General features: G+C 64.3%; 17 protein-coding genes. 1 reads left to right on the forward strand and 16 read right to left on the reverse strand.

The genetic code is table 11. The annotated features are described in order from the left end of the window. Positions 1-789: tape measure protein (locus ACTQZK_RS12930; RefSeq protein ID WP_441899734.1), on the reverse strand; the 789-nt coding region annotated here is incomplete at its 3' end. A gap of 122 nt (positions 790-911) precedes the next feature. Here ACTQZK_RS12930 and ACTQZK_RS12935 point away from each other — a divergent pair. Then, positions 912-1,232 (forward strand): hypothetical protein, encoded by a 321-nt coding sequence (locus ACTQZK_RS12935; protein ID WP_441899735.1) that lies wholly within the window; start codon positions 912-914, stop codon positions 1,230-1,232. Here the strand turns inward: ACTQZK_RS12935 and ACTQZK_RS12940 are convergent. From ACTQZK_RS12940 to ACTQZK_RS13010, 15 genes are all read right to left on the reverse strand, one after another. After that, positions 1,229-1,474 (reverse strand): hypothetical protein, encoded by a 246-nt coding sequence (locus tag ACTQZK_RS12940; RefSeq protein ID WP_441549925.1) that lies wholly within the window; start codon positions 1,472-1,474, stop codon positions 1,229-1,231. The genes ACTQZK_RS12935 and ACTQZK_RS12940 overlap by 4 nt on opposite strands. A gap of 65 nt (positions 1,475-1,539) precedes the next feature. Next, positions 1,540-1,947 carry a hypothetical protein gene (locus ACTQZK_RS12945; RefSeq protein WP_441085627.1) on the reverse strand — a complete coding sequence of 136 codons (408 nt, stop codon included), beginning with the start codon at positions 1,945-1,947 and terminating at the stop codon, positions 1,540-1,542. Between the two features lie 79 nt (positions 1,948-2,026). Further along, positions 2,027-2,542 (reverse strand): phage tail tube protein, encoded by a 516-nt coding sequence (locus tag ACTQZK_RS12950; RefSeq protein ID WP_441549926.1) that lies wholly within the window; start codon positions 2,540-2,542, stop codon positions 2,027-2,029. Between the two features lie 3 nt (positions 2,543-2,545). Next, positions 2,546-2,749 carry a hypothetical protein gene (locus ACTQZK_RS12955; RefSeq protein ID WP_441549927.1) on the reverse strand — a complete coding sequence of 68 codons (204 nt, stop codon included), beginning with the start codon at positions 2,747-2,749 and terminating at the stop codon, positions 2,546-2,548. Further along, positions 2,746-3,171 carry a hypothetical protein gene (locus ACTQZK_RS12960; protein WP_441042214.1) on the reverse strand — a complete coding sequence of 142 codons (426 nt, stop codon included), beginning with the start codon at positions 3,169-3,171 and terminating at the stop codon, positions 2,746-2,748. Before ACTQZK_RS12960 ends, ACTQZK_RS12955 begins: the two co-directional genes overlap by 4 nt. Next, the gene (locus ACTQZK_RS12965; protein ID WP_435546291.1) at positions 3,168-3,551 is read right to left on the reverse strand and encodes a hypothetical protein; all 384 of its coding nucleotides are present in this window, start codon (positions 3,549-3,551) and stop codon (positions 3,168-3,170) included. The genes ACTQZK_RS12960 and ACTQZK_RS12965 overlap by 4 nt, the downstream gene beginning before the upstream one ends. Continuing rightward, positions 3,551-3,958: a DUF6093 family protein gene (locus ACTQZK_RS12970; protein ID WP_441549928.1), complete on the reverse strand. Its 408-nt coding sequence runs from the start codon at positions 3,956-3,958 to the stop codon at positions 3,551-3,553. The genes ACTQZK_RS12965 and ACTQZK_RS12970 overlap by 1 nt, the downstream gene beginning before the upstream one ends. Then, the gene (locus tag ACTQZK_RS12975; RefSeq protein ID WP_421016213.1) at positions 3,945-4,334 is read right to left on the reverse strand and encodes a hypothetical protein; all 390 of its coding nucleotides are present in this window, start codon (positions 4,332-4,334) and stop codon (positions 3,945-3,947) included. The genes ACTQZK_RS12970 and ACTQZK_RS12975 overlap by 14 nt, the downstream gene beginning before the upstream one ends. 4 nt (positions 4,335-4,338) lie before the next feature. Further along, complete coding sequence (locus ACTQZK_RS12980; protein ID WP_441549929.1) at positions 4,339-4,653, reverse strand: hypothetical protein; 315 nt, start codon at positions 4,651-4,653, stop codon at positions 4,339-4,341. Positions 4,654-4,666: 13 nt separating this feature from the next. Further along, positions 4,667-5,566, reverse strand: coding sequence for a major capsid protein (locus ACTQZK_RS12985; protein ID WP_441042207.1), 900 nt, complete (start codon positions 5,564-5,566; stop codon positions 4,667-4,669). Between the two features lie 49 nt (positions 5,567-5,615). Continuing rightward, the gene (locus ACTQZK_RS12990; protein ID WP_441549930.1) at positions 5,616-6,152 is read right to left on the reverse strand and encodes a hypothetical protein; all 537 of its coding nucleotides are present in this window, start codon (positions 6,150-6,152) and stop codon (positions 5,616-5,618) included. Between the two features lie 45 nt (positions 6,153-6,197). Then, entirely contained in the window at positions 6,198-7,322 is a 1,125-nt protein-coding gene (locus ACTQZK_RS12995) for a hypothetical protein (protein ID WP_441549931.1), read from the reverse strand. Then, the gene (locus ACTQZK_RS13000; RefSeq protein ID WP_441899736.1) at positions 7,309-8,664 is read right to left on the reverse strand and encodes a phage portal protein; all 1,356 of its coding nucleotides are present in this window, start codon (positions 8,662-8,664) and stop codon (positions 7,309-7,311) included. The genes ACTQZK_RS12995 and ACTQZK_RS13000 overlap by 14 nt, the downstream gene beginning before the upstream one ends. A 22-nt stretch (positions 8,665-8,686) precedes the next feature. Next, positions 8,687-10,315, reverse strand: coding sequence for a hypothetical protein (locus ACTQZK_RS13005; protein WP_441029632.1), 1,629 nt, complete (start codon positions 10,313-10,315; stop codon positions 8,687-8,689). Next, positions 10,296-10,649 carry a hypothetical protein gene (locus ACTQZK_RS13010; protein WP_441899737.1) on the reverse strand — a complete coding sequence of 118 codons (354 nt, stop codon included), beginning with the start codon at positions 10,647-10,649 and terminating at the stop codon, positions 10,296-10,298. The genes ACTQZK_RS13005 and ACTQZK_RS13010 overlap by 20 nt, the downstream gene beginning before the upstream one ends. Positions 10,650-10,889: the final 240 nt, after the last annotated feature.

Genomic DNA, 10,889 nt, shown 5'->3' on the forward strand with positions numbered 1-10,889 from the left:
ACGCCATGCCGCCTTCACGCGGTCCGTCGCGCCGGTCATCGTATTCTTGACGTTCGCGGACGCGCCGGCGAACCGCTCCGACATGCCAGCGGCGAGCGCATCGAGCGCCTGCCCAGCATCGAGCGTGCCATTGGTGATCTCGCCCCTGATCTCGGCACCCGTCTTGCCCATCTGGGAGCCGATCAGGGTCGCAGCATCCACACCGCGCTGACCGAACTGCATCAGGTCCGTGGCGGTGATCTTCGCCGCCGCCTTCACCTGGGAGAAAATGCGCGTCAGCTCGGAAATGTCCTCGTTCGAGCCGCCCGTCGCCGCCACCGCATCGTTGATCGCCGACAGGTATGGGATGACCTTCTGCGCCTCGATGCCGAAGCCGAGCATCTGCTGCTGGGCCGAGATAAACACCGCTTTGGAGAACGGCGAGGTGCGGGCAAACTCGTCCAGCTTGTCCATCTGGTCGTTCGCCTCACGGGCACCACCCATGAGGGTGCGCATCGCTGCCCGCGACTTCTGCTGCAAAGTGTTGTACTCGATGCCGGTCTTGGCGATCGCCGCGTTGAACGCGAGCACGGGCGCGCCAGCGGCGATCATCGCCTGCCCAGTGCCCGTCCACGCCTCCCGCTGCAGCTTGGCCGACTGGACGATCTGCCCCATCGTCGTGGTCGCTTTTTTGTCGAACTGCTTCGACTCATCGATCAGGGTCGACAGCGACTTGGAGGCGCTGCCGATCTGGGCGTTGAAGTCCGAGACCTCGGCCCTCAGCCGGACAACGATGCTGCGATCAGCCATCGAGTCACCCCCTGTCGGCGTAGATTGGTGTCATGCGTCGTGCACTACTGCTGTTGCTGCCTCTGCTCGCGGTGGGTTGCTCACCCCCGGCGACTGATACTCAAGCCCCTGCGGCCGAGACTGTGACCGTGACAACCACCCCAACGCCCAGCCCCACCAAGCCAGCCGACCCCGACATGTTCCGGACGATGATCACGGTCACCGGCGCCAAGGTCGGAAAGATCACAGACAATCAGTTGCTGATGGCAGGTTGGGCGGCATGCAGGGCGCTCGACGACGGCGGCGGGTATGAGGCTGGATGGAAAGCGGCCGCACTTTTGCTCATGCGATGGGGAGGGGGCGGCGACCCCGACCCAGACCTCGCGGCGGCGATCACCCTGTCAGCGGCCCAGAATCTGTGCCCGACTCATCGCGAGCGGGTCTTTGCGGACGCGCAGAGCTAGTCGACCCGCACTGCGTAGGACAGTTCGCCCGGCTGCGTCGGATCCTGCTTCTCGGCCTCCGCTTTCGCCGCGCACGCATCACAGCGGATGCGGCGCTCCTCATGCCAGCCATCCATCTCGCTGGTCTCGTCCAGATAGTGGCCGCAGCCACCCGGACACAGCGACGCATCCCGGATCGTCAAAGCCTGGGCGAGGTATCGGTCAACCTCCGACCATGGTACGCGGGTGGGGATGCCCAGCATGACGCTGGGACGCACCCCCCACTCGCGTGCCGACGTGAGCGCGTCCAGCGCCCACGCGTTGCCTGTCAGTCGGAGGCAGAGGGCAAAAAACGCGGCGCGATCTGGCTGCGCGGCTTCGTGTCGAGCTGGAGCGCCAATGTCGCCAGCTCATCCACCTCGGGGGCGTGCGTCTCGCGCATGGCCCGCAGCACATCGGCGGTCATGCCTGCCGGGGATGCGATGTGCGCCGCCAGGAACTCGAGATTGGTTTGCTCGGCGTCCTCGTCCTTCTCGTGGGTGGCGATGAACTCGTCCCGCCACGTCTGAGTGCGGGCCTGCATCACGATCTCGCAGCCCTCGAGGTTATAGTGCGCCTTCGCCGGCGCGAGACCTTCCAGCCATGCGGCGAGGTCGAACCCGGCAGGGTCGAGGGTGTCGTCGGTCACCGCTTGCGGGGTGGTTTCGCCAAGCGCTTCGTCATTCTTCTTGGTCATGGGGTGTCCTTCCAGTAGGTGCGACTGCCCGGCCCTGGGGGAAGGACAGCTCGGGGCCGGACAGTCGCGGATGGGGGGGTTAGCCGCCGGCGGCGACCGTCTTGTCGAGCGCGGCGGCCTGCACCTGCACTGGGATAGTGCGCTTCACGTAGCCGCCGCCGTCCGACTTCTGCGGGTTATCAGAGACGCCCACGTAGGCGTCGTAGCGGTCGTCCTGCGCCCACGCCACCGCCGACTTCGGCCCCTCGCGGAACACGTAGGTCAGGGTCGCGCCCTTGGCGCGTGCCGCCTCGTAGACCGCGTTGTCCTCGAGGACGTACTTGCCGTCCTTGTCGAGGTACCAGAACGGGGCGAGCGTGCCCTCGTAGTTCGAGGCGCCCAGCGCAGCCGAGTTACCCTCGTTGCACAGGGGGGCGTCTTGCTCTGTATCCGACGCCGACGGCGAGAACTTCGTACCGCTCTTGGCGACCTTGCAGGACGCCTCGATGCCGGCCTGCAACTCCGTCAGCGTGATCGCGTCGAGGTTCGCGGGGCGGGTGATGAGGATAGTCAGCTTCGTGTTTCCATCGGCAAGGGTGCGTACTCCTCCGGCCATGGCTTACTCCTTCGTTTCAGCGGCCTTGCCGCGCTTTGTGGTTGGGGTGTTGTCCTCCTTGATGGGTTCGCCCTCCGGCTCGACCGGGGTTGCGTCCTCGACGGGGGCCAGATGCTTACCCAGCAGCGGGTGATCCAGCCAGTGCTCAGGCACCAGATCAGGCAGGACCTTCCCGGTGCGGGTATCGATAGCGGCGATGAGGCTCATGAGATCTCCTGGGTGTAGACGGTGAACATGACGACCGTGTAGGCCGGGTTTGTGTTGGATTCGGGCAGCACCACAGCCCTGTCGACATCAACCGGCGTCGACTCTTCGTAAGTGATGAGAAACCGCGCCACCGATGACGGCAGCAGCGCGGGCATCAAGTCAGGGGTTAGGGCCTGCTTCCCATCGGACGCCATGCGGAGCGCAGTCCGCGGCAGACGGGCCGTGAACGTCACGCCCACAGGTGCGGACCACTGCCCGCACGAGCCAGCAGCCGACTCGTCGGCCTGCCGATCCTCTGTCCCGGACCACACCACCACGAACGGCGGCGTCGAGCCCGTGCCGTCACCGATCAGCACCGGCACCGACAGCACCGACTCGAGGCGGGCTTTCATCGCGTCCAGAGCGTCGACGACGGTGCTCACGAGAACACCGACTCGACCGCGGCGTCCGCGAGTTGGCGCATGAACTCGGCTGTCTCGGCCTCCAGCGCCACACGCGGGTCAGGCAGCGTCCCACCGCCACCCCGCGAGCCCCCGAAGTAGGCGATGTTCGCAAGGTTGCCCGCACCCACCTTCACCGGCCCGATCTGCGAGCCGTACTCGTCAGAGTCAAGCTCGTAGTTGATGTGGGCGGACAGCTTGAAGTGCCGCGACTTTTCAGCCTCGGCACGCAGTTGATTCTTGATGTTCAGGGAGCCTTTGGCGACGATCAGCCTGACCTTCGCGAGCACTCGGACAGGCACCTGCGACATGTCAGCGACCGCTTCGCGGACCTCGGTTACGTCGATCGATGCACCAGCCATCAGGCCCCTTTCACGATCTCGTCCACGGATACCCGGTAGGCGGTCGCGAAATCTTTGACTGGCCACGTCTGAGCCAGCCGAAAACGGCGCCTCACCAGACCGGAGTCTGTGGCGGCGATGCAGGTGGCGATGTCACCCAGCTGCGGCTTGTAGTCGCCGACCGGGACATGGAGCTGCATCCGCTGCACCACGGCCGACGATGGGCCGATGGTGGTTGACTGCTCGTAGCCCTCGTAGGTTTGGAGCTTGCCTCGTCCCTCATAGACGACCTCTCGCATAGCCTGGTCGCTGTAGCCGGACTCGGACATCTCACCCGTGTCCCGCTCAATGCGCCATTGTGAGGTCATCAGCGATTCGGCCTGCGCCCTCAGTCCGGGCAGCTCGGCCCGCACGTCATCGAGCAACATGGCGGCCAGGTTCCCCGTATGGCGACACTGAGAACGCTCCGGTCTCGACCACTCCGAGGGCTTCCCACCATTCGGGGCGGATCTCGATCAGGCCGGTCGATGCTGCATAGCTGCGCATCACCGACGCGTCATCGACACGCACACTGACCTGCGTCACCGGATCGGGACGCCGCAGTCGCGCTGACACGGACTCTACGAGCACCATGCGCAACATGTCTTGGTCTAGTTGGTCGAGGCCACCCGTGCGTCTCGCGATGGTCGCCTCAGCCCACTCAGTCCACAGCTCGGCCTGACGCGCTTCGGCATCGGTGAGGGGGCGGCCCAAATTCGCCTCCAGATCGCTCTGCGAGTAGCGCCTCGCCACCCCCTCACTCATTGAGTCACCCCTTCGGTACGGCGCTCGTCGCGCCCGTGTCATAGTTGTGGGTGACGGTGAACTCCTTGCCGGTCTGATCGAACGCTGAATACGTTTCCGACCGGTTGCCGCCAGCAGGTGTCGGGATAGAGGCAACCGGCTTGATCGCATTCACCGTCATGTGACCAGCAGCCGCAGCAGCGGCCTTGTCGGCCGGCGCTGAGCTGGCACGCTCCGCCGGGTCGAACGTGTCGGCGGGCGCGTCGCCTGCTGCGGTGGCCTGCGGCTTGTTTTGCGTCTGGTCATCCGCGATGCGGGTTGTTTTGGGTCGAGTAGCCATGATCCAGTTCCTCTCAGGCCTTCTGGACGCCACGCAGGCGAGCCGCGGCGCGGCCACCCTGCACGACAAGGCCGGGGTAGTAGTCGATGCGTGCACGGTAGGCAGGCTTCTCTTGCAACTCGCCGACCGTGTAGCAGTCGAGCGGGCCGTTCTGGATGCCCATCACACCAACCGAGCCGGTGTTCCAGGCGAACTTGATCGCGTACAGGTCGCCGCCGCCGACAGGCAGAATCTTGCGCCCCGACCAGTGGTTGCCGGGGTCGATGAACGGCACGCCGTTCCAGGTCCATTCACGCTTGCCGGTCATCTCCGAGACGACGTACTCGGAGCCGCCGAGCTTGCGCGCAAGCGACTTGTACTTGCCGAGCAGATCACTCGACGTGTACACCACATCGGGGCCGCCGTCGACAGCCGCGAACAGGCTGTCGAGGTCGTCCAGAGCGGCGTCGCTAGTGAGGGCCGTAGTTGAGTCGATGACCTGCGACCCGACGAGCCGCTTCTTGAGACCATCGAACGACTTCGGATCCACCGCAGTGTCGCCGTTGAACATGGCGTCCACGTAGGTGGCCTGCGCCGACTCCAGCTTCATCCTGATCTGGTCAGCCAACAGCACGCCGCGAGCCGAACGCATAGTGCGCTCGATGTAGCGGTCAACATCGGCGTCGCCACCCAGAATCACCAGATTCTCAGTGGCCTGATTGATGACACCGGTCGACTCGACGTACGCCTCATTGACGGTGCGGAACGCGGTGCCGGGAAGCACCTTGTCCTTGTCGTATGCGTAGGCGTTGCCCTCGATGTCCTCGAACGGCATCCTGTCCCACACCCACGACACTTGCGACGCGGTTTCGATGGCACCCCGGCGAACGGGGTCGGCCACCAACGTGGCGGCCTGTGCGAAAGTAACAGCCATAGCTGTTCACTCCTTTCTGGTTTCGCTCGCCGGGGGGTGGCGAGACGGCTTATTTCTTCCCCAGCGCCGCTTCGATGCCAGCAACCAGACGGTCGCGGCCCGGCAGCGGCTCAGGTTTGGGGGGCGCACCCTTGGAGCCTTGCGAGGCATCCGGTTTGGGGCGCGGGAAAACGGTGGCGTCGTCAGGCTCTTCACCCTTCTCGGCACCCTTCTGGGGTGCGAGGCGGGCAGCGAGCTTGGCTCGGGCCTGCGAATCAGTGACGGCCGCCAGCGCAGCACAATCGTCCTCATCAGTGATGCCGTGACGACGCGCCAACTCCGACACGTCGAGGCGGGTCGTCAAGTCGGCCACCTTCTCCGACAGGTCGGCATCCTTGCTGGCCTTCTGGTCGACTCCGAGCGCGGCCGCCAGCTTGTTGAAACGATCCTCCAGCGCCTTGCGCTTGTCGCGCTCCTTGGCCAGATCGGCGAGCACAGCGTTTTTCGAGTCGTCGTTTTTGAAATCGCCGCCAGAGTCTGGGGGGTGCGGCTGGTTGGTCGCTTCGCCCTGCTCATCAGGCACGGCATTGCTTGCGGGGTTGGACATCTCGTCTCCCTCATGTTTTGTCCGGCGCATCTCGCCCCTGGGTGGTCATGTGTAAATCTGGCCGCTTGTCGCAAACCAACGCTGATATGCCTTCTCCGCGGCGGCGATCTCGGAGGAATCGCCGCTCTTGCGAGCCGCATTCAGCCTCACCTTGGCGTCGTGCATGCGACGCTCCGCCGCAGTCATCGTGTACCTGTCGCCAGCCCTGACTCCGGCCGCATTTGCCTGCTCGACCGCATTCCGTGCTGCGACCCTCTTGCCGCCGCGACCGAATTGTCCGTACCCGGCAGCGCCGCCTCTCCCGAGCGGCCCATTGGGGAGGATGTATCCGTGCTCCACCAGGAGGCGCACCGCCTCCTCCCGCGATTCCGCGATGCGGAAAATGCCGTCTGGGGTAAGCCTCTTCCCCGATCTACCCAAGGCGTTCCTCGCGGTTCCGTGCTTCGACATCCCCTCAGTAGTCAGCAGGTGTGATTCGCGACTCTTCGAGCTTCTGCGATAAGCGTTGATCACCTGATTAACGTCCGCACCCTCATCTATCGCCCTGCGCTGCGCCTCAGTCAGGTCGTGAATCTGGCTAGGTGCGATCGATGACGAATAATCGGGCGGCGACGCACTCAGCGCCGGACGATGCACACAGTCGCACAGTGGATGCCGCCGGAAACCCTCATTCCATCGGAACCACTTCCCAGCCAGCACTGCACACCTCTGGCAACACGGGGGCCGCACCAGACGCACCCACCCAGCTCGCGGCGTTGCCGCAATCGTCGCCTGCGTCGCAGCCCGACCAGCGTCAGCCACCATGGTCTTCGCGAGGCCCGCCATCCACTGACCACCAGCCGCCATACGCTCAGCCATCGGCCCCGATGCCGAACGCGCACGCACCACACCCGAGTACAGCAGCCCATCCAGCGAGCGGCCATCGGAGGCGAGACCGGCGAAGCTGCGCGGGTTGATCAGCGAGTCCACGCCCAGAGCGTCAGCCGCGAACTGGCCAGCACGCTCAGCAGCCCTCACCTGACCGGCAGCAACCGTCACTGACAATCGCCGCGACACATCCGGCCAATCCTCAGGACGCCGCATGCCGTTACGCCAAATCCGCGACACCAGCACCTCGACGCCGCGCCCGGTCGCGATCTGCGCCAGATGGAAACTGTCAGCCGGTCCCACGTATCAGCTCCGATGCGAGCTGCATTTCAGGGTCGAGGTTCGCCTCGTTACGGAAATATCCCTCTTCGCGACGCTTTAGGGCGGGCGACCACCCCAACTCATCCCAAGCGCCTTCTCGGGACACGATGCCGGACTGCTTGGCCTTCACGACCGCGTCCATGCGCTGCGCCACCGTCGGGGTCGCCGGATTGTGCCAATCCACCCGCACCCTGTTGCCGGGGAGTTGCGTCTTAGTCGCGATCTGATAGGCGAGCGCAGCGGCCCATCCGACAGTCATACCCACCTCGGAGTTCTCCGCCTCACAGGTACGCACAAGCCGTTTCTCTTCGCCCACGATCGCGCCCTCAGCCGGAGGATTCGCTGTCGAGAGCCCGAAATACGAGATCGGGAAGCCCGTCGCCGCCGACATCTCGATCGCATACGCCTCCTGGGCGGCGCGGAAGTTCTTCAAATCGGAGGCGGTGAGTTGTCCGACCTTCGCCTGCGGGTTTGTGATTGTGTGAATCGCGTTGTAGTAGGCGGCCCATACCGGCAACGGCTCACCAGTCTTCGGGTCAACAAAATCGCCCTTCACGACCCCGGTCATGAAGATGCGGGGGATGCCATGCGACTCGACCGCGAACTGCAGGTTCGTCAGATTCCGGCACGAGCTGTCGATGATCGACCGCAGGCCCCTGGTCAGCGCCGTTCTCCCAACCCATGACCCTGAAACCCTCTTGTTGAGGTGCATGAACACTGGGACGACACCCATCCGGTGATGGTCGCGGTCGACCTCGACCCACTTGCCGGTACGCGGCGACCACTCAACCCACACCGTTTCATCAGGCAGATACAGCGTCGCGAAACAAGGGGTGCGTCGAGTCATGGCATCCACGCCGTAGAACCGTGCAGCCGCCGTCACCATCTCGTGACGCTCATCAACAAGGCCAGCCATCTCACGCGGAGATTCGGCACGGATCAACGGCAGATCTGGATTCTTGTTATTGCCGCCCACCGTCAGGAACGCCCGACCAAACAGTCTGCGATCCCGATTGAACATCGCGAGCTGCACGTCGCCGTTCGACGCATCCCAGATAGCGCGCAACCGGTCATCGGCCTCCTCTTCGCCGGGGAGCACGAGGGCGCGCATCTGCTGGCGATCAACCACAGAGTCCACCACCACAGCCGCCCCCGACGTGATCACGTCATACTCGCGGCGATACTCAGGCGGCAACGCCAACCCGATATGCGTGAAGGCATGCTCCGTGTCGTAGTAGGACAGCAGCATGTCGTCAGAATCACGATGGGAACGTAGGTCGAGGTACAGCCGGTCAAGAGTTTGCAGCTCGTCAACACTCAGCACACGCAGCCACCCCTTTCGCGACTCATAGGAAGAAAATCGTTTCCTTGGCTTCGGTCGACCAACCGGCCGCCGCCATATCCGCGGCAGCCTCGTGCGCCAGCACGTCAGCCATCACCACATCGATCTTCAAATGCTCAGCCGGTTTGCCGAGAATGAACTTGTCGCCCGGTTTCGCGACCATCCGGGCCGCCAACGCCTGAGCCTTGAACACCTCATCCGGGGCGTGCGTCGTCAACCCCTCGGCCATGTCCTCCCGGTACCTGACCAGTGCTGGAAACATGCGCGCAATCGAGTTCGTCGGCCACTGCAGCACCACATCGTCACCGAACCTCGACGCCCACGCATCGGCCTGCGTTTCCCAGTGCCGCGGGTCGCAGTAGATGCGCCCCACCCTGTAGCGGCGCATCACCTCATCCACGGCGGCATCAACCTCGCCGCGAGGGATACGACCCTCCGGCCACTCCCTTGGGTTCCATACCGCTGGACGCTGATCTGGCCCATACGTTGGCGTGAACCGATGCCCGTCAATCGTCTGCAATCGCAGCGCCGTCCAGTCGCTCGACCGTGACCCGTCAAACCCGCCACACACCGCCGCGCCGTCCGGCACGTCGACCGCAAGCTCAGCAGCCTCCACCACAGCCTCAGGCAGGAACGCGCCCAAGCCTTGCACCAGCATGTTCCCAAAGAACCGCTTCGCCTGCGCCGGGTCGGTGTGCATCAACTCGGCGCACTCGGCCTCGATTGCCTCCAGATCAGCCCACGGCGACCCGCGATACACAAACCGCAGAATCTTCGCCCGCTCAGATTTCAGCTCAAACCTCAGGTCAGTGGGCGGCCTGCGGTAGAACCGGAAAATATCCTTCGATGATGACTCAAACGTCTGCTGAGCCGCCGAGTTCTCCATCGGATCCCACGGGTTCGTCACCTCCAGGCCACGACCACCCATACCCGCCAAGCCGCGGCGCATATGCTGCCACACCTTGATCAGCTTGCCCGTGTACAGGCCTGACTCATCCGCCACCGCGAAATGGATGGGAGCGCCCACCTTCGAGTTCGGTGCAGCCGTGATCGGCAACACCTCGCCATTGTTCGGCGTGCGGATGAAATCCTCACGAACCCGCATCAGCTCCTGCAGCGGGCCGCGCCTGATCATCTCTTGGAGCGGCGCGTAAATGTTGTCGGTCTGATCCTCAGCCGTCGCCAACAGTTGGATGCGGGACACCGGCCGCGGAATACCCATCGGCTCACCCGCATCGTAGGCGTAGACGAACCCGCAACCGCAGCCATGATCGACACACCGATACCGCTCGCCACCAACAGCCCAGCCAGCGAAAATGCACGGCCCGACAGCCTCGAACGGGATCAGCGACGCAGCCCACGGCGACTTCCCCGTCTTCTGCGGCCCCACCACCTGCGAACGGCGATACTGGAACGCTGGCGCACCCACCGGGCGGGCCTGGTTGAACACCGCCTTCGGCTTCACCCTGTAATGGTTGAGTGTGCACCACAACTGCCAGCCGTCATGCACAAACGGCTCACCCATCGACCAGCCGTCAGCGACCAGGCAGTGGGCCTCGATCCAGTCAGCAGACAGATACCCCAGAGTTGGCCACGCAACCGACCAGTCATCGTCAGGAAGCGAGGCCGCCATTGATCGCTCTCAGCTTCGAGCCGCGAGACCGCTTCGGCGTCGCAGCCTCAGCCTCGACTGACGAGGCGGTGCGGGTTGTGATCTTCCACCCCAGAGCTGCCAAACCAGCAGGCGTCAAGCCGATGTGCTCAGCGAAACGATGCAACTGCCCCAGCACCGGGGCCGACACGGTGGCGTCCTCACACCGGACAGACAGCCGAGTCCACATCGCCACCGAACGCACCAGCCACCCCGACACGTCCATCGACCACGCGCACGCCTGCGGAGTCCGCCACGCCCACTCCCATACCTCAGACTCACGATCAGTCACGTTGGGCAGTGGAAAGTCGGGCACCGGGCCGTCATAGCCGGACGCTGGCAAATCCTCCAGCCTGTAGCCGCGAGCATCAGACCGTGCAGAGTTCTCGTCCGGCATAGGCCCAGAGCGGATACGAGCACCTTTCGCCATGATTCTGGAGCCTCCTTTGCCGCATCTCACGGCAGAGAACGAGAGCGCGGCATCTCACCGCGCTTGGGAAAAATTTGAACCCGCCGGACTGTTTTGTGCCGCCGGTGAGGGCACAAAACAGTCCGG

It is taken from the genome of Paraeggerthella sp. LCP19S3_G8 (assembly GCF_052119225.1).
GTDB lineage: Bacteria > Actinomycetota > Coriobacteriia > Coriobacteriales > Eggerthellaceae > Paraeggerthella > Paraeggerthella hominis.

Excerpts from the sequence above, each read along its gene's own strand:
- ACTQZK_RS12940 (WP_441549925.1), bottom strand. The coding sequence starts at position 1,474 with ATGCTGGGCATCCCCACCCGCGTACCATGGTCGGAGGTTGACCGATAC.
- ACTQZK_RS12955 (WP_441549927.1), bottom strand. The coding sequence starts at position 2,749 with ATGAGCCTCATCGCCGCTATCGATACCCGCACCGGGAAGGTCCTGCCT.
- ACTQZK_RS12950 (WP_441549926.1), bottom strand. The coding sequence starts at position 2,542 with ATGGCCGGAGGAGTACGCACCCTTGCCGATGGAAACACGAAGCTGACT.
- ACTQZK_RS12980 (WP_441549929.1), bottom strand. The coding sequence starts at position 4,653 with ATGGCTACTCGACCCAAAACAACCCGCATCGCGGATGACCAGACGCAA.
- ACTQZK_RS12970 (WP_441549928.1), bottom strand. The coding sequence starts at position 3,958 with ATGTTGCTCGATGACGTGCGGGCCGAGCTGCCCGGACTGAGGGCGCAG.
- ACTQZK_RS13005 (WP_441029632.1), bottom strand. The coding sequence starts at position 10,315 with ATGGCGGCCTCGCTTCCTGACGATGACTGGTCGGTTGCGTGGCCAACT.
- ACTQZK_RS12985 (WP_441042207.1), bottom strand. The coding sequence starts at position 5,566 with ATGGCTGTTACTTTCGCACAGGCCGCCACGTTGGTGGCCGACCCCGTT.
- ACTQZK_RS12975 (WP_421016213.1), bottom strand. The coding sequence starts at position 4,334 with ATGAGTGAGGGGGTGGCGAGGCGCTACTCGCAGAGCGATCTGGAGGCG.
- ACTQZK_RS12965 (WP_435546291.1), bottom strand. The coding sequence starts at position 3,551 with ATGGCTGGTGCATCGATCGACGTAACCGAGGTCCGCGAAGCGGTCGCT.
- ACTQZK_RS12990 (WP_441549930.1), bottom strand. The coding sequence starts at position 6,152 with ATGTCCAACCCCGCAAGCAATGCCGTGCCTGATGAGCAGGGCGAAGCG.
- ACTQZK_RS12945 (WP_441085627.1), bottom strand. The coding sequence starts at position 1,947 with ATGACCAAGAAGAATGACGAAGCGCTTGGCGAAACCACCCCGCAAGCG.